The sequence below is a fragment of the Viridibacillus sp. KH_047 genome (assembly GCF_057838945.1).
Genome location: NZ_CM174479.1, coordinates 127,232 through 144,765, shown reverse-complemented (window position 1 = coordinate 144,765; position 17,534 = coordinate 127,232). Strand labels below are relative to the sequence as shown.

At 34.8% G+C, this 17,534-nt stretch carries 16 protein-coding genes and 2 pseudogenes; 4 read left to right on the top strand and 14 right to left on the bottom strand.

The genetic code is table 11. The features are described 5' to 3' along the window. Positions 1-6 precede the first annotated feature (6 nt). The 7 genes from AC3IS5_RS00785 to AC3IS5_RS00755 form a co-directional block, all read right to left on the bottom strand. Positions 7-1,125: an ABC transporter gene (locus AC3IS5_RS00785; protein WP_489426149.1), complete on the bottom strand. Its 1,119-nt coding sequence runs from the start codon at positions 1,123-1,125 to the stop codon at positions 7-9. Positions 1,126-1,809: 684 nt separating this feature from the next. Further along, on the bottom strand, positions 1,810-2,013 hold the full coding sequence (locus tag AC3IS5_RS00780; RefSeq protein ID WP_053582012.1) for a cold-shock protein: 204 nt from the start codon (positions 2,011-2,013) through the stop codon (positions 1,810-1,812). Positions 2,014-2,433: 420 nt separating this feature from the next. Next, positions 2,434-2,628 carry a hypothetical protein gene (locus AC3IS5_RS00775; RefSeq protein ID WP_489426148.1) on the bottom strand — a complete coding sequence of 65 codons (195 nt, stop codon included), beginning with the start codon at positions 2,626-2,628 and terminating at the stop codon, positions 2,434-2,436. 97 nt (positions 2,629-2,725) lie between these two features. Next, a complete protein-coding gene (locus AC3IS5_RS00770; RefSeq protein WP_489426147.1) occupies positions 2,726-3,562 on the bottom strand; it encodes an ABC transporter ATP-binding protein in 837 nt (278 codons plus the stop codon). A gap of 50 nt (positions 3,563-3,612) precedes the next feature. After that, positions 3,613-4,659 carry a FecCD family ABC transporter permease gene (locus tag AC3IS5_RS00765; RefSeq protein ID WP_489426146.1) on the bottom strand — a complete coding sequence of 349 codons (1,047 nt, stop codon included), beginning with the start codon at positions 4,657-4,659 and terminating at the stop codon, positions 3,613-3,615. A gap of 52 nt (positions 4,660-4,711) precedes the next feature. Next, a complete protein-coding gene (locus tag AC3IS5_RS00760) occupies positions 4,712-5,770 on the bottom strand; it encodes a FecCD family ABC transporter permease (protein WP_489426145.1) in 1,059 nt (352 codons plus the stop codon). Between the two features lie 4 nt (positions 5,771-5,774). Beyond that, positions 5,775-6,785 (bottom strand): iron-siderophore ABC transporter substrate-binding protein, encoded by a 1,011-nt coding sequence (locus tag AC3IS5_RS00755; protein WP_489426144.1) that lies wholly within the window; start codon positions 6,783-6,785, stop codon positions 5,775-5,777. A gap of 924 nt (positions 6,786-7,709) precedes the next feature. Here AC3IS5_RS00755 and AC3IS5_RS00750 point away from each other — a divergent pair. Together AC3IS5_RS00750 and AC3IS5_RS00745 are read left to right on the top strand one after the other, a co-directional pair. Continuing rightward, positions 7,710-8,099: a hypothetical protein gene (locus AC3IS5_RS00750; protein ID WP_489426143.1), complete on the top strand. Its 390-nt coding sequence runs from the start codon at positions 7,710-7,712 to the stop codon at positions 8,097-8,099. Beyond that, entirely contained in the window at positions 8,090-8,542 is a 453-nt protein-coding gene (locus AC3IS5_RS00745) for a hypothetical protein (RefSeq protein ID WP_489426142.1), read from the top strand. The genes AC3IS5_RS00750 and AC3IS5_RS00745 overlap by 10 nt, the downstream gene beginning before the upstream one ends. 39 nt (positions 8,543-8,581) lie before the next feature. On the opposite strand, the gene AC3IS5_RS00740 is transcribed toward AC3IS5_RS00745, so the two are convergent. Both AC3IS5_RS00740 and AC3IS5_RS00735 read right to left on the bottom strand, forming a co-directional pair. Then, positions 8,582-10,471, bottom strand: a complete 1,890-nt coding sequence (locus AC3IS5_RS00740) for a TnsD family Tn7-like transposition protein (protein WP_489426141.1) — start codon at positions 10,469-10,471, stop codon at positions 8,582-8,584. A 170-nt stretch (positions 10,472-10,641) separates the two neighbouring features. Beyond that, positions 10,642-11,028 (bottom strand): TnsD family Tn7-like transposition protein, encoded by a 387-nt coding sequence (locus AC3IS5_RS00735; protein WP_489427791.1) that lies wholly within the window; start codon positions 11,026-11,028, stop codon positions 10,642-10,644. Positions 11,029-11,244: 216 nt separating this feature from the next. On the opposite strand from AC3IS5_RS00735, the pseudogene AC3IS5_RS00730 reads away from it, so the two are divergent. Further along, positions 11,245-11,571: pseudogene (locus AC3IS5_RS00730) on the top strand (transposase); the annotation flags it as partial. Positions 11,572-11,668: 97 nt separating this feature from the next. Beyond that, positions 11,669-13,023 (top strand): IS3 family transposase gene (locus AC3IS5_RS00725; RefSeq protein WP_489426031.1). Its coding sequence is split into 2 segments (ribosomal slippage): positions 11,669-12,122 and positions 12,122-13,023, totalling 1,356 coding nucleotides; the frame shifts between segments, so codons are not numbered across the junction. Between the two features lie 449 nt (positions 13,024-13,472). Here AC3IS5_RS00725 and AC3IS5_RS00720 read toward each other — a convergent pair. From AC3IS5_RS00720 to AC3IS5_RS00700, 5 genes and pseudogenes are all read right to left on the bottom strand, one after another. Next, positions 13,473-14,078 carry a TniQ family protein gene (locus AC3IS5_RS00720; protein WP_489426140.1) on the bottom strand — a complete coding sequence of 202 codons (606 nt, stop codon included), beginning with the start codon at positions 14,076-14,078 and terminating at the stop codon, positions 13,473-13,475. A 125-nt stretch (positions 14,079-14,203) separates the two neighbouring features. After that, positions 14,204-14,290: pseudogene (locus tag AC3IS5_RS00715) on the bottom strand (ArsB/NhaD family transporter); the annotation flags it as partial. A gap of 287 nt (positions 14,291-14,577) precedes the next feature. Beyond that, positions 14,578-16,269, bottom strand: a complete 1,692-nt coding sequence (locus AC3IS5_RS00710; RefSeq protein ID WP_489426139.1) for an FAD-dependent oxidoreductase — start codon at positions 16,267-16,269, stop codon at positions 14,578-14,580. A gap of 185 nt (positions 16,270-16,454) precedes the next feature. After that, complete coding sequence (locus AC3IS5_RS00705) at positions 16,455-17,234, bottom strand: sulfite exporter TauE/SafE family protein (RefSeq protein ID WP_489426138.1); 780 nt, start codon at positions 17,232-17,234, stop codon at positions 16,455-16,457. Between the two features lie 54 nt (positions 17,235-17,288). Beyond that, positions 17,289-17,516 carry a sulfurtransferase TusA family protein gene (locus AC3IS5_RS00700; RefSeq protein WP_489426137.1) on the bottom strand — a complete coding sequence of 76 codons (228 nt, stop codon included), beginning with the start codon at positions 17,514-17,516 and terminating at the stop codon, positions 17,289-17,291. Positions 17,517-17,534: the final 18 nt, after the last annotated feature.

Genomic DNA, 17,534 nt, shown 5'->3' with positions numbered 1-17,534 from the left:
ACCCCCTTATATCCTTTTTAGTTTCCCTGTAGTCAAGAATAACTTTACAGCGACTATCATTATGACAATACTCATCCCGATATAAAGAAGTCCATGTGCGCTATTTAATTCGACTGGGTTTTCAAGATCTAGCGACTGTCCATTCAATACATTAGAAAAATTCAAATAGTTAAACGGATTAAACGGAATAAGATTCATCATGTTTGGAAATAACAGAGGGAAAACAAACAATAGCAATTCTAAAAATAGCGTCAAATACATATTCTTCAATAAAACATTTAAAATTACTGATAGTAGAATTGTAAAAATGGAAATACAAATCATATAAATTATAGATAAACCTAGGTATTTATATATTGGATAAGCTTCAAAAATACCATTAAAGATAGCAACAGGATAGGAAGGATTCCCCAACCCCTTAAAATAAACCAATGGCAGGCTACAAATAAATAACTCTAGAAGAAATACACCTACTATGAGCATTGATGACACACATTTAGCTACAACGTATTTATCAAAAGCTATAGGGTAACCCTTAATCAGAGTTGTATGCTGGAATTCTTCTATCATAATTCCACATGAATAAATACACATGAAAATAAACCATACTGAACCTAGCACTCCAAATAGATAAGTGAGAAATTGAAAGAAAGATAATGAATTAATAGATATCGGAATTTCTGTTTTTTTCATATATTGATAAAATACACTATCCAATTGAGTTTCTACTTTAGTAGGCAAATAACTTACAACATTCTCATATCCCTCCATATCAAATGACTTAGCTCTTAAATTTGCAAGGTCTATCGCTGTATCCAAATACAATTCTGGTCGATCCATTTTTATGGCCATACGTTGCTTAGATACATATTGTTGTTGAAGTACTAAATTCTTATATAAGTCGCTACCATCCCCATTATCGGTAGCGTCTACATTTTGAAATTTACTCAACGCTGAAGAAAGCGATTGATATTCACCGGATTTTTCTATAACTGAGTTTCCTAAATCCTCAGTTTTCACAAATAAAACTAAGCCAAAAACAAATACTGCCACGATAATACAAGCGAAAATATTTTTTTTATTAGATTTTTCTAAGATAAAATTGGTCTTTAATATCTTCCACATAGGCTCCCCCCCAATAAATTACTATGAAAAAACAATTTATTTTAATATATGTATTAAATACGAATATAATAATTAGTACTAAGACTTTAACTATTTCATTCAATCATTATATTTAGTAGTATCGAAGAATTATATATTTCAATAATCAATCAACATGCAAAAATCCTAGGTGCGCAGTTACTCTACTCATGAATCAACAGTCATATATACCTAAATATAACAAAAATAACATCTAATGGATACAAAAACTTATGAAGTTAAAATCATTTCACCTGGCCCTTATGAAATTCAATAAAGCACCCCGTTAGTTTAAATATAATGCCTATCAAATCAATAACTTTAACGACCTTTTCGCTTTTCCGTTTAAGAAATAGTAACATTAATAGAATTAAAATACGGCCCCATCAAATGCTTAATATAGATTCATTTAATGTACCTGGATACTCTCCCTCCAATTTATAAGAGGAAATAGGGAACGAGTTATAATGATGTATCCGAAAAACATCGTACTTAACAACCAATACCACCAATTTCCCATCATAAAATTCCCCCTTAGTAAATTTTCTTCAATCAAGCTACTTCGTTAATTGAATATCAACAATCTTTTAGAAAATAGCCTAAAATTTTCATAAAAAAGAGGCATCCTAATGAAAGGACACCTCTTTTTTAGTTACATCATTAAAATTAAAGTTTTACGATGTTTGTAGCTTGTGGTCCGCGTTGGCCATCTTCTACTGAGAATTCAACTTTTTGACCTTCGTCAAGTGATTTGAAACCGTCACCTTGGATAGCTGAGAAGTGAGCGAATACGTCGTTTCCGCCTTCTACTTCGATGAAACCGAAACCTTTTTCTGCGTTAAACCATTTTACTGTACCTTGTTGTGTCATTTATATGACCTCCATTAATTGTATTAAATAATAGCATATTTCTTCAAAAGAAAAATGCACATTTATTTTAAAATGAAAAATCATATTTGTCCAGTGTAAAAGAGAACTTATTAACAGTTCTTACATAGTTAATAAGTTTAATTCTGAAGATACTCAAGAGATTAAGTACTCCCTCGATCTCCTCTATATAACAAAGCATTACACACTTCTCGAAACACCCGAATCTCCTCTTTTACTTGTTGACAACCATCATGCAATTACGTCAAGGATACCTTGATCTTCAATCCTCCTACATAAAGAAACAAAAAGGGGGGAAAAGAAAAAGATTAAAAAGAATTGAAGAACAAAAATCCTCGTGAAAACAGTCTTAAATAAATTTAAACTAAAAAAACTCGACCCATGGCTAATGGACCAAGTTTTTTATTTGATTTCATTTTTTCTGCTTTCATATACACCGTTGAATGTCAGTACCCCTACTTTTGAAGGTTTCTCAATGTTTTCCCTTTCAAGAAATACTTTGAACTCTGAAAGTTCAATATAATCATGATGAATTTCTTCTTTCGCTATATACTCAGGCATTAGATTGTAGATATATGTTTTAAATCCATTCTTCACACTTGTTATACTCCATGTTTAAGCCTATTTCAAACCAAAAAACGCCCCTTTAGATTATTTTATCAAAAGGGGTGAGTTGGTGTGATTAAAGTTGAATTCATTTATAACGATTTCTACCAAGTGGAATGATTAGTGGTGTATGTGTGATTGGGTCTGGTATGACCTTACACTTTAGACCGAAAACTTCTTCGATAAGTTCTTCGGTGACGATATCCGATGGAGCGCCTTGAGCAATCACTTTACCTGCCTTCATAGCAATTAAATGTGTGGCATAACGTGCAGCATGATTCAAATCATGGAGAACTGCAACTAGCGTATTTCCTTGTTCATGAAGGTATGTAAATAATTCAAGTAACTCAATTTGATGTGCAATATCTAAATAAGTAGTCGGTTCATCTAAAAGAAGTAATGGCGTTTGTTGAGCAAGCACCATTGCGACCCAGACGCGTTGACGTTGACCACCTGAAAGCTCGTCTACAAAACGATTCGCAAGCTCCGTCGTATTAGTCATTTCCATGGCAGTCATAACTGCCTGTTCGTCTGCTTCCGTCCATTGCTGGATAAGATTTTGATATGGATAACGTCCATGCGCCACCAAGTTGGCAACAGTAATTCCATCTGGAGCAGTGGATGTTTGCGGTAGAAGACCTAGCTTTTTGGCTACTGCTTTTGTTTTGTAAGTACTAATTTTTTTCCCGTCTAATAGCACATGACCTTCTGCGGGTTTAACAAGATTAGAAAGAGTACGCAACAGGGTCGATTTCCCACATGCATTAGGTCCGATAATGACCGTAAAAGATTTATCAGGAATCTCAATCGAAAGATTTTCGGAAATCACTCGATGATCATATTTAGTAGTAATATTTTCTGCACCTAAACGTGACGGTCTACCTGTATTTTCTTGATGTTGAATTTCTGTTTTTTCTAAGGTCATAATCGATGACTCCTCCTTTCTATAATTTATATAATGAAAAATTTATGGTCTTACGCGGCAGAACGTGCTTGGCGGAATAATAACCACGTTAAATACAGTCCCCCAAGAGATAAAGTGAGTACTCCTACAGGAAGAACTGTTTCTGGAATAATTCTTTGTGCCACAACATCGGCACTTAATAAAATAAAGGCACCCATAGTTGCTGTTGGAATTAAACTTTCTGCTGTTTTTGTGAAGCGCAAAGCAATTTGTGGTGCAGCTAATGCGACAAAGGTAATCGGCCCCATAATCGCTGTCGCTGATGCTGTTAAAGCTACAGCAACCACTATTAATAACAGTTGAGTTCTTTCAAAATGGACACCGTGAGACCGAGCTGCATCTCTTCCTAACTCCATTTCACGGAGTGGTCGATTCAAGAACATCGCAAATACAAGCAGTACCAATACTAACACAATTACCGGTAATACATGCGTCCAATCCAGTCCATTTAAAGAACCGACTCCCCATGCACCTGCTGTTAATGCCACTTCCGCTTCACTTTGAAGAAGCAACATGGAATTTGTACTTCCTAAAATAGTTGAAATCGCAATACCCGCAATAATTAATCGAAAACCCTGTGTTCCTTTACGAAATGCAAATAAATAAATCATTAGTGCCGTTGCAAATCCACCAATCAGCGCACCGATGGCAATTGAGGCAAAGGACATTGACTTAAATACGAGCATTACCACTAAGGCTCCTGTATACGAACCTGAAGTAATCCCTAAAATATCAGGTGATCCTAAAGGATTTCGGGTAATCGATTGAAAGATGGCACCACTAACTGCAAGACCCGCACCAAAAACAATAGCGGCTACTACTCGTGGTAGTCTCCAGTCGATTACAACGGTTTGTTTAAAACCTTTCAAATCACCAAAAAGCGCAGAAAAAACTTCCATTACACTTACTTTATATGTTCCAACCATTAGAGAAAATAAAGAAATAGCTATTATAGCTGCGAGAAAAACCGCAGTAATACACATACTTCTTACATCTAACCGTAGTTTCACTGGTCCTTTTAATTGTACATATTTCCTACCAAAATCAATACGACGCATGGGATTCACTCCTTTCCCCTTAAAACGTGATATCAATGTTCTTGTCCCAGCATCATAAACCACTCGCCTTTCTTCTTCTCATAAGAATCAGAAGAATAGGTGCACCGACAAATCCTGTGATAATACCAACAGGAACCTCTGCTGGAGACATAACAGTCCTACCAATAATATCAGAAAGAAGTAATATCAGCGGAGCAACAATCAAGGAATAAATAAAAATCCACGGTTGGTCAGGACCAATAAACCATCGTACACAATGGGGAACCATTAAACCAAGAAAAACGATTGGCCCTGCGATTGCCGTTGCTCCCCCAGCTAATAGTGTGATGGAAAGAAGACCTACAATTCGAATCATGTTGACGTTCACACCAAGAGAAGCAGCTCGATCATCACCAAAAGCAATCGTATTTAATGCTGGGGCAATAGCTAAAGCTAATACGATACCGACAACGAGAAACGGAATAATCGGCCATAAATCTTCAAGACCTTTTCTCGCTATCGAACCGACTCTCCAGCTCAACATCCCAGCGAATGCTCTGCTATTGACTAAAGATAATGCCGTCGTTATACCGTTCAAGGCCGCGGCCATCGCTACACCTGCTAGCGTAATTTGTTCGGGCGTTGGCGATTTTTTGCCTGCGCCACCCCCGATGAAGTAGATAGCCACACTAGTGACTAACGCTCCCGCAAGCGCAAACCATATAAAATTTGAAATAGATGAAATCGAAAAAATGCCAACTGCCAATGCAACAGCAAAGGCTGCTCCTGCATTCACTCCAAGAATGCCAGGATCAGCCAGTGGATTCCGTGTCAAAGCTTGTATCACAGCTCCCGCCAGACCAAATGCTGGTCCTACAGCAAGAGCGATGATTGTCCTCGGGATACGGGATTCATGAATAATCGCATAGTTATAACTGTTAGTGGAAGAAAACAACGCTTCCCAAACCTCTCCAAAGGAAAGCGGCTTCGCTCCGATCATAAGACTTAAGAAAACAGCCACCATCAAAAGGAATATAGCAAAAACTAATCCTATAATCCGTTGCAACCGTATAGTAGCAATTGATTTAATTTTCTTTTCAACCACTTTTTTAGGTTGCATACTTGCTATCACGGTTTTACTCACCACTTTCTAAAGCTTTGTCAAACATAGGTGGCAATTGTTTAATTGCCCATAGCATGGCTGGTGCAGTACCTGTTGAGAAGGCATTTGCATAATCACCATCAATAATGACAGCTCTACCGTCTGCAACTGAAGGTAATTTTTGATATAGCTTATTGCCAGTTATCTCTTTTTTATCTACCCAAATTGGGATCACAACTGTTAAATCAGCATCTAAAAGCTCTAAGTTTTCATCTGCTACTGGTATATAGAATGCACCTTTTGCTTGTTTTTCAATTTCTTTTTTATTTGTAAAGCCTAAGTTAGTCATAAAATCAGCACGCGCATCGCCAGTTACATATGCTCCCCAGCCTTCAGATGTATATGCACCAACTGCGACATCTTTTCCAGCAAATTGAGGATATGCTTTTCTCGCATTTTCAAACGCACCATCGATGTCTTTTAATAATTTATCGCCTTGCTCCATTTTACCAAGTGCTTTTGCTATGATTTGAACTTGTTGTTGATACGTTGTCAAGTAACCATCTCCGCCTTCAGGAACACCTACAGTTGTAGCGATTTCACTAAGACGTTTGTAACGTTTTTGATCACCAGAAGATCTCACATCAAGTATTAAATCTGGCTCAAGTGATGCAATTTTTTCATAATCAAGTTCCATAGTTCCAAGAATAGTAGGGGCAGTTTTGTACGCTCCTTTTAACCAAGGTCCTACGCCTTCACCACCAAAAGCAAGCCAATCACTAGCACCAACAGGCTCTACGCCAAGTGCTAAAGCGGTTTCAGCATCGCCCCAGCCAAGTGCAACAATACGTTTAGGATCTTTATCTATCTTCACTTCACCGAATTTTGTATCAATCGAAACATTAGAAAAGTTGCTTGTTCCCTTATCTGATTTTTCATTTTCATTTGTTTTAGAATTACAGCCAGCTAGTGCCACTACTGCAATAAGAACCATCATAAAACTGAAAAATTTAGTTAAACCTATATTCTTTTTCACTAGAAACATTCCCCTCTTAACTATAAATTGATAATGATTCTCATTATTGTATTTTCTTTAATTATTGATAATTTATCTTATTTTGTCAACCACTATCGAAAAGAATCAAAATGTAATCTAATAAGACATTACACAGGAGAATTTACCTTTTAAATAGTCAGCGTTTTGTAATAGAAGAAACCCACACATTTTGAACAAAAAAATGCGTGTTTTTATGTACGGACTAGAATTCGCTTTGACGTGACATTATTAATCAATGGCATCTTTTCTTTCCAACCTTTGAATTAATGAAGTGTTTGAGGTCATAGTTTCGATACTAAACGTATTAAGTTTTGTAAACAGGGGATTACATCAGTTGCTGTAAATCTATTTATATTAGTTCAAGAACGAGCTTTATTATGATGAAGCTAATGAAGTTGAAAAAATTACGCCAAGAGTTTTAAAGAAAACGGCAAAAAAACACCCCTTTAGACAAATATAATCTAAAGGGGTATTCCATCGTAACTTTTTACAAACATCTCATCTTTATTTCAAATCTACAATTTGTTGGTTTGTAATAAAGTTTGGTCAAAAATATCTTACGATCCCGTGTTTAAAAACAACTTAATCGAATCCTTTTTTGAAAAAAGTTTGGTCAAAATCGAGTCATCTCTTTAATTTCTAATGTTTTTCTATAAAAAAGTTTGTCCATACTTATGCCCCATTCTTAAGACGTATCTGTAAATCTAATAATTTACTCTGCAGCTTCATTTCCCCTTTAAGCTTTATTATGCAAGATATTCCTCCAAATAATTGTATGCCAACGGATAGATAAATACTTAGTGAATTTTAATTCTCAATTTCCTTTAGGATTTACTTTTTTCTATTAGAAGTACATTATAACGAGCTAAAAAATTTATTCTTTTTCTTATTTCTTAAAAACGGAGGGAACCTATGTATTATTACCAGTTACAGAAGCATCATTGTCCAATTATGCACAATCAAAATAAAGATTCGAATTATATTTGTAGTTTATCTTTAAAAGGAAGCATTGTTTTTTCAATAATACGGGCAATGAAAGAAAGAGATAAAAGAGCAGTTATAGCTTCATCAAAAGAAGATATTACCGCCTTAGTAATGTATCTTGAAAAATGTTTACACAATCACTCATACTTTAAAATGATTGTTAATAATTATAAAGAACTACTAACACAAGACGATTTCTATAAAGGGCTAATAGAAATAACAGCTGTATTTCATTTTATTTTAGAAGAGCCCTCTCTAGAGAATAACAAAATATTTTTCATTGAAATGTCTATAACAGAGGGATGGGGATGGAAATGAATATTTATTGCGTGAATAATAAAATTATTAATAATACCTTAGGGGAAGACGCTCCTATAGATAAACTGGTTTTAAATAGTTTGGAACATCAGACTAAAAAAGTATTCTATTTAATGAATACAACCAAATATATTTGGACTGATTTAGTCAATTATAGAAAAATATATTGGAATGGTGTAATAGGGTATCAAGTGTTGACGAAGCAGGATTTAGAAAAATGGAGTTGGAAGCTAGAAGCAATGTTAAACAATGAAACAATTTTAAAGTGGCAACTCGGAAAATTCATACGTCTATACTTGTTTGATTATCGAGAAGTACTTACAGAGTTGTTAATTGTAATAGAAGAAATATTACAAAATACAGAATCGAAAAATTCGCTATATGTTATAGAATTTGTTAGTGAGAAGGCAGAAAAAAAAGCAGCGGTGGATTGGTGGGATTAAATACAAACAAGAGATAACAGAATTAAAAAACTGTAAACATTAGTTCTTATGTTTACAGTTTTTCAATTCAATCTCTTTCATATGTATGTACTTTTCTAAAATTGGTTTTATCTCAAAATAAGAATCGCTTCTTAATCCCCCTCTGCTTCTAACGGTTGAAATAAATACAGGTTGTTTTTCTTCAAAAAGATCATCAATAATCTTACAGCAACGTCGTATTTGAAAGTCTTGTACTGACTCAGTAATTTTATTTAGTAACTCATTTGTACGTGGTAACTTTATTAAATGTTCTTTACTAGTTAATACCGTTAGTTTGTTTAATTTTCTTCCTATTAATGAATTTGTAATTCTTACAGGTTTATTTAGTGATAACAATTCATTATATACCTCTTTTATTTTTTTATAGTACTCCTGATCACGCTTTTCCCAATCAACTCTCCCTTTATTAACATGTCTTCGTGTTGTGGGTAGGTTTATATTCATCCATTCCTTATCATTTTTTGATAAAAATATATAAGCAGTTCTAAAATTTCTCGACAATTCAGTTCTGCTAAAATCAGGGGATTTTTTCATTGCTTCTATTATTACTGTTCTATATTGTTCAACTTTATTATCATTAGTTTTAACATTTAAATCATTAGTTTTAACATTTAAATCATTTATTTCAATTGGTTGTAATAATTTTTGACGAAGGGAATTTGGATTCCCCCCAATTTTTTCTGCAATTTTTTTTAGACTAAATCCTTCTTCAGTTAATTTATACACATCTTCACGCCAATTATCCCCATACCTACTTACATATTCAATACAATATTTTTTATCCCCTTGTACATCTGGTCCTGTTCGATTATAAACAAACCCACAAGAACATATAAACTCACCCATAGGATTTTTTGACACGTGACTTCTTTTTAATTTAACTTCATTGATTACATTTTGTTTATAATGTGATGCCATTTTATTTAAACAGGGCCAAGGACCTTTTCCAAATGGGCCATAATCAGGTTCTACTTTCATAAAAGATTCAACATCTTGATCAAGAAAATAAATCATAAGTAAGTGGCGGAAAGGATGTGTATGGCGAACTGAATTATGACTTATTCGACTTAACCAATTGTAATCGGCTTTTTTTTCAACACCGGAATCAGATTTCTCTAAGAATCCCTCAGGGAACTTAGCTTGAAAAGCTTTGTTTAATTCCTTTTGTCTTACAGTACCTCTAAGTGTAACAAATCCAAGTTTTCTTAAAAGAGCCTTATACTTTAAATTAATATCTTCTCTTGAAAACATATTATGAGGTATTTGAAACAGCTGATATGCCATTTCTGCTAATTTAATTTGTACTTCTTTAAAAAAAACATTTTCCTCGTCTTGTAAATTTGATAATTCAATAAGATTTTCATCAAATCGAATATATTCAAATCTACTTACCATTAAGGAATCAATAGCGTACTTTTTTAATCTCAATTTATGGTGGGCACAGTAGTAAATCCCCTGTAATTGATGTTCTCTATGGATATATGGCTCTCCATAGCTATCCATATCATTAGCCGCACACTTTGGACAATAATAAAGTCCAACTTTTCTACATATTCCTCCAGCAACCATCCCCAGTCTATCATATAGCCCTGAACCTTTTTCTTTAACGTCAATAAAGATTTCCTTTTGACGCTGTTTTGAGAGAAATGAAGCATAATACGGATATATTGTATTTTTAGCTAACAAGCCTTCTACTGTATAATTTGGCCCCATATTTTCTGCTAAAATAGAAAATCGGCTACCTATTTCTAGGCTAGGAACTACAGAACGACTTTGAAATAATTCTTCTAATGTATCTTTCACATCAATAGTACCACTATAAAAATGATATCGTGCAATTGCTGAATAAATTAGCTCATCGTTGTAGGGATCGGTAAAAAACGGAATCACTTTAGTCTCCTTAAATGCTCTGAATTTTTTTATCTACTTAAACATTTTACAAAAGGTTAATACTGTCTATTTTTACAATATTGTTTCATTGATATATGCTTCTAAATCTAATTTTATTTTCTTAAAATACTGTGATTTAACCCCGCCCCTTCTTTGTACTTCCCAAAGCTTTATTGCTTTTTTTCTAAATTCATTTCATCAATTATTTTACGACAACGTCTAATCTGAAATTCCTCTGAAGTTTCAATAATCGCATTTAACAATTGCTGGGTGCACGGTAACTTATTCAAGTAACGCTCTAAATTCGCTAAAATGCCTAATCTTTTACCTAAACCTGATAATGTTATCCGAACAGGCTTTTCTAACTTTAATAATTGCCCATATAGCTCTTTTATTTCTGTCATATACTCTTTATCCCTTTTAGTCCAGTCTACTCTTTGGTTAGGATATTGACTCCTCTGAAGAGCTGGAAGGACATTCATTAACCATTCTTTATCATGTCGATATAAAAGCATATATTGTTTTTTAAATTTATTTCGAAATTCCGTTCTGGAAATATGCGGTGATTCTTTTATCCCATAGAGAATTTCTGATTTTGAAGGAAGAATTCGTAAAGGCTTTAAAGAACGTCAAAATACATTAGAATATAGGCGACAAGATTTAATTGAGAGTTTGAGTGTGGAAATCTCATCTTTAGGGATTTTTGACAGTTTAAATGCAGGTGAAATGAGAAATCTGGTATCGAAAATAGTTGAGAATTACCCAATTGATACAAAAAGTTAGTAGCTTTTGCAGGACTAGATCCCAGTGTGTTTGAATCTGGACGCTTTAAAGCCACGAACAATCACATTACCAAACGCGGCTCAGCTCGGCTTCGACATATGCTTTACACAGCCGTTCGTTGTTCAATTCGAGATAGCCGTAAAAAGAAAACAACAGATGAAACTATTGCACGAAATAAACGATTACGAGCATTCTACGATTTGAAACGCGAGGAAGGTAAACCGTATAAAGTAGCCATTATAGCTTGTGCTAATAAGCTTTTACACTGGATTTATGCGATTTTAAAAACAAAAACACCGTTCCAAGAAACCATTTAACAACAGCATTTTCAAATAAAACAAAAACCTTCCACATTGAATTGAACTGCACCCCAATTGTTAGACACAATCTAACAATTGGAGGTGCAGTTTTTGTATGGCTAAATTTAGAAAAGAAATGAAATTAGAAGCTGTTCAAAGATATTTATCTAGGAATGAAAGTTTAAGAACAATCGGAGAAGATATAGGCGTAACCCATCGGACTTTATTAACCTGGGTGAAACAACACGAATATAATGGTCCAGAAGCTTTTGTAAAACAATATACAAATTACACCGCACAGTTTAAACTAGACGTACTTAATTATATGACTGAACACGGTAAGTCCTTACACGAAACAGCGGCTATCTTTAATATAGCGACGCATTCAACGATAAGAGTTTGGAAAAAACAATTCGAAACACAAGGATTTGATGCTCTTCAGTCAAAGAAAAAGGGGCGTCCATCCATGAAAAAAGAATTAAACAAACAACCAAAACAAGCTTCGGTAGAAGGCTCTACCGAAGCACTTCAAGCACGTATTAAACAGTTAGAAATGGAAAACGAGTACTTAAAAAAGTTGAACGCCTTAGTTCAAAACAAGGAAAAATCACCACGAAAGACAAAGTAAAAGTCATTTGTGAATTAAGGCATAAATATTCAGTGAAGGCACTTGTGGCATTGGTGGACATTCCAAGAAGTACATTTTATGACATCGCAAAGAAAATTGATTTACCAGATCCAGATGCCGATCTAAAAACCGAGATCAAAGCGATTTATGAAGAACACGAAGGTCGTTATGGCTACCGTCGTATACGTGATGAACTAGCGAATCGTGGGCAAAAAGTGAATCATAAGAAGGTTCAACGTATTATGAAAGAGCTAGGTTTAAAATGTATTGTACGCATGAAAAAATACAAATCATATAAAGGTACAGTCGGTAAAATTGCGCCAAATATTTTAGATCGAAACTTTACATCGGAGGCACCTAATGAGAAATGGGTAACAGATATTACAGAGTTTAAATTATTTGGTGAAAAGCTTTATTTATCGCCTGTTTTAGATTTATTTAATCGCGAAATCATTACCTATACAATTGGCTTTAGACCAACGTACTCACTTGTTTCAGAGATGTTAGAAAAGGCATTAGAACGTCTAGCTGAGGACCATCAGCTACTGATGCATTCAGATCAAGGGTGGCATTATCAAATGAAGCAATATCGTCATGCCCTTCAATCAAGAGGTATTGTGCAAAGCATGTCACGTAAAGGAAACTGTTACGATAACTCGGTGATGGAGAATTTCTTTGGGATTTTAAAATCAGAATTCCTTTACCTAAAGGAATTTGAAAGTGTCGAGCATTTCAAAAAAGAATTAGAAAAATATATTGATTATTACAATACGAAACGGATGAAGGCAAAATTAAAAATGAGTCCGGTACAATACCGAACTCATTTTACTCAAGCTGCCTAATGAAATAACCGTGTCTAACTTTTAGGGGTCACTTCAAATGAGGAGGGTTATTTGTGTTGAACATTTTTAGTATAACATGAAGTGTTTTTTGATTTAAAATATTTTCCTTGACATTCTATTAGCTGGTTTAGTTTAAGTGCATTATTTCACAAACTCTAGATTCCCTTTCAGATTACAGGATTGCTGCGTCGTTAGTTCAATAAGTTCAATAAAACAAACATCAATTTTTCTTGAATCTATGAGATAGTCATTTTGAGTGGATTAATTGAAAAACGGGCATCAGAAACCATTTTTTCATTAAATGTTTTCTGATGCCCGTTACTATTTGGAAATGAATTAAAATTTTTAGGTATACTTATAAATTAACTGCCTTGTAATTTTAAAAATAAACTTTGCAATTTCTTCTGATTCTATTTCAGTACAATTCCCTGCAACAACTATCCTTAATTTTATTTCTGCGAAACTTTTACGTCCCAAACCTTTTCCCAAGAACTTATGAACAATCCTATTTTAATTTCTTCTGCTTCTTCCTGATTAGGCATTATAAATTTATTTAAAGGATTTCTATGTATATTTAACTGTGACTTACTTAATGGCCTTTCATGTTTTCCACAAATCATAATTCCAGGTATTTGAAAAATCCTATTCCAATAACATTCACCGTATTTTTCTAAATCTTCCTCGACACACTCACTACAATAAAATAAATTTTCTTTTTCAGGGATGTCCCACATATATCTTTTCTTCCCTTTGATAAAGTTATCTAAAGAACGCGAGGGATTGCCACTTGAATCTTTAATAAATGGAGAATAAAGAGGAGAAACAGTGTGTTTATTTAAAAAGTATTCATCAGTGTATTCATTTGAAAAATGCTTGATTTTATTAACCATAGTATATATGTGAAAAGTATAATCTTCACTTGAAGTTGGATTTACAATCTCAAATAAGTCTTTTAAAACATTGCGTTTTGATAAAATCCCCATATGCATTGCATACCTTACTGCTATGCTATATATGGTTTCATTTTCATATGGTCGAGGAAAATAAGCTAACATTCATGTCCACCTCACTAGTTATATAAAAGAGAAAAAATTCTAAACTGAAATTAGGGAATTTATAATACATATGTAGTAAAAACCACTTCCCTACTATATCGGAAAGTTAACAAAAATCTAAAATAAGCTGCCCAGCCAATATTAAGTCCTTTAGGTTGCCAAATTACAAAAATCAGCGTTACGATAAAAATTAACGAGGCTAAAACTAGCATATTCACTAGCTATTCCTCTACACATTCGCATTGAATTTTACAACCACAAGTCGAAAGCGGCTCAATTTGTTCCAGAATACCTACCATGAGTGCCGTTTGATCCTCTACAAGACGATAATGCTTGTTACCCACTTCCTTCAGGTTCCTAGTCCCCGCTGACATCCTTATGTTTGGTAACCACTACTGCTGTCTTCTTGACTCAGAACTCACACCCTACTAGATTACGTCCATGCAGGGCGCACTTAAAACACAAAAGGATAAGCAATAAAGCCTATCCTTTTGTGTTTTTATTTAAAATTATATGCTGTTACAATTGGTTCACGATTTTGTGTTTGATCCTGGAAATATTCATATAAAGAAATACCTAGGAATGAACCAGAAATGTTCCACACATTATCATACCCACTGTTTTCAAGCGCCATCACTGCATTATAGCTTCTTTGTGACGAACGACAGTGCACATACACAGGTACATCTTTTGGAATTTCGTGCATGCGCTCACGGAATTGGCTCAGCGGAATATTTTTTGCACCTTTTATATGACCATTTGCTAATTCATTTTTTTCACGCACATCAATGATGACTGCATTTTGTTCTACTAGGCCACGTACTTCACTTACACGTACTTGTTTGAAACGACCGTAAAGTAAGTTTGTCGCTACAAGAGCTGCCAAATTCACCACATCTTTAGCTGTACTAAACATCGGAGAATATGAAAGCTCTAACTCTTTTAAGTCTTCAATTGTACCATTCATCGTAATCAATGTTGCAATCACATCAATACGCTTATCAGCATTCCCTTTTCCAATTGCTTGCGCACCAACAATACGACCTGTTGGCACTTCGTAAATTAATTTAAAATGCAGTGGGTTGCTCGATGGCATTAAACCTACTTTATCAGGTGCAATTACATAAACAGCTTCAACATTCATCCCGATTTGCTTTGCTATACGTTCGTTTAATCCTGTTACTGCAGCTGCATAGTCAAATACTTGAATACTTGATGAGCCGATGACCCCTTTATTTTGATTTGGAATGCCGTAAATATGATCTGCTACTGCACGTGCTTGACGTTGTGCCGGCCCAGCTAATGCAAGGCGTACCGGTTTGTGCATTAAGCGGTGGTAAACTTCAATCGCGTCACCTACAGCATAAATGTGTCGGTCATTTGTTTGGTAGAACTGGTTCACTTTGATAGCGCCTGTTTCACCAATGTCAAGACCTGCTTCTTTTGCTAAGCTTGTTTCTGGTCGAACACCAATTGCTAATACAACAATATCTGCATCCATTACTTTTCCAGAGTTTAGCGTAATTTTTGTAGTTGTAATTTTTGCTAGACCGTCATTCACGACTAGCTCCACACCATGATCTGTCATTTCTTTGTGTAAAATTTGGACCATATCTTCGTCAAACGGTGCTAAAATTTGTGGTGCAAACTCGACTAATGATACCTCTCTACCCGCTAGACGTAGGTTTTCAGCAACCTCAACCCCTATATACCCACCACCAATAACCGCAATGCTTTTAGCATCTTTTTCAAGAATAGCATGTTGAAGTTTTTCAATATCAACTACATTTCGAACTGTAAAGACATGTGGTAAATTAACACCTTCTATATTGGGTACTATTGGACTAGCGCCCGGAGATAAAATGAGTTCATCATAGTTTTCTTCGTATGTTTTATTTTTCGCAATATCTTTTACTGTGACTGTTTTGGCAGATCGGTTAATCGCAATGACTTCACTTTCCACACGTGCATCAATGTTATACTTTGATTCAAATGATTCTGGATTCATTAAAACTAATCGTTTACTATTTTCAACAACACCACTTAGGTAATACGGTAAAGAACAGTTTGAGAATGATACGTGTGGACCTTTTTCAAACATCACGATTTGTGCTTGTTCATCTAATCGACGAATACGTGCTGCTGCGGATGCACCGCCTGCTACGCCTCCAACAATAATAATTTTTTTCATTTATATTTCCCCCTCATTATATATTTGGCAATTACTTAATCCACAAGCATTTGGTCTTCTAGTGATTTCCACTTGTTGATATGCTTTTTTTTAGTTTGTTCTAATGTTTATTGTTAAATACAAAGATACAGTAAAATAATCACTTAAAGCGTTTTAAATTGTAATGTCCATTTTCATATTTCTACCTATAACAAAATATCTACCCAAGTTTTAATGGCTGTACCTGCAATTAAAATCGCTAAGGTAATTTGTAAGGCTTTGGTATTCATTTTCTTACCTACTTTTGCCCCTAATGGTGCAGCAATTACGCTCGCTATAACCATGACCAGTACAGGTGCCCATTCTACCTGACCAGTTGAAATTTTTCCGATTGAACCACCAATCGACGATATAAATGTAATGGCTAAACTTGAAGCGATTGTAATTCGTGTCGGAATTTTTAAAATAACCAACATAATTGGCACAAGCAAGAAGCCACCACCGGCTCCGACAATCCCTGATCCTACTCCAACAATTAGTGAGATACCAAATGCTAAACCAGCATTAAATGTCACTTCATTCGCTGGACATTCTGGTATTTGTTTACGTGGAATAAACATTAAAATAGCTGCTAACAGTGCAAATACACCATAAACGATGTTGATTGCCTCTTCTGAGAAACCACCAGATAAAAGACTTCCACCTAAGCTACCAATTAATACACCCACTCCCATTGTAAAGATTAATCGCCAATGCAATAGATTACTACCTCGATACGCCATTACGCCGGCAATCGATGTGACTAAAATTTCTACCGCACTGATCCCCGATACCTCATGAGAAGTAAAGGCTGTAAACCCAAAAATCGTTGGGATGTATAAGAGCATTGGGAATTTTATAATGGCCCCGCCAATGCCCACCATGCCCGAAATAAATGAGCCAATAAATCCAATTAAAAACAGCACGACAATAAAACCAATTGTCAAAGTACTTCCTTCTTTCTATGAAAAAAGCGTGCCCCTAGAGACCCGCCTATTTTTTTATGCTTTTTGAATGTAGAAGTACAGTACGCCTGCTTCTTCTTTTTGTTCTACGATTGTGTGACCACCAGCTTGTGACCAAGCTTTAAAGTCATTCAGTGCACCTTTATCTGTTACTAATACTTCTAATATTTCACCTGATGCAATAGTGTCGATTGCTTTCTTTGTTTTTACGATTGGCATCGGGCATGCTAAGCCTTTAGCGTCTAATTGTTTTGTAATGTTCATTTGTAATTCCTCTTTTCG

Excerpts from the sequence above, each read along its gene's own strand:
- AC3IS5_RS00785 (WP_489426149.1), bottom strand. The coding sequence starts at position 1,125 with ATGTGGAAGATATTAAAGACCAATTTTATCTTAGAAAAATCTAATAAA.
- AC3IS5_RS00780 (WP_053582012.1), bottom strand. The coding sequence starts at position 2,013 with ATGACACAACAAGGTACAGTAAAATGGTTTAACGCAGAAAAAGGTTTC.
- AC3IS5_RS00770 (WP_489426147.1), bottom strand. The coding sequence starts at position 3,562 with ATGACCTTAGAAAAAACAGAAATTCAACATCAAGAAAATACAGGTAGA.
- AC3IS5_RS00765 (WP_489426146.1), bottom strand. The coding sequence starts at position 4,659 with ATGCGTCGTATTGATTTTGGTAGGAAATATGTACAATTAAAAGGACCA.
- AC3IS5_RS00755 (WP_489426144.1), bottom strand. The coding sequence starts at position 6,785 with ATGTTTCTAGTGAAAAAGAATATAGGTTTAACTAAATTTTTCAGTTTT.
- AC3IS5_RS00750 (WP_489426143.1), top strand. The coding sequence starts at position 7,710 with ATGTATTATTACCAGTTACAGAAGCATCATTGTCCAATTATGCACAAT.
- AC3IS5_RS00745 (WP_489426142.1), top strand. The coding sequence starts at position 8,090 with ATGGAAATGAATATTTATTGCGTGAATAATAAAATTATTAATAATACC.
- AC3IS5_RS00720 (WP_489426140.1), bottom strand. The coding sequence starts at position 14,078 with ATGTTAGCTTATTTTCCTCGACCATATGAAAATGAAACCATATATAGC.
- AC3IS5_RS00710 (WP_489426139.1), bottom strand. The coding sequence starts at position 16,269 with ATGAAAAAAATTATTATTGTTGGAGGCGTAGCAGGCGGTGCATCCGCA.
- AC3IS5_RS00700 (WP_489426137.1), bottom strand. The coding sequence starts at position 17,516 with ATGAACATTACAAAACAATTAGACGCTAAAGGCTTAGCATGCCCGATG.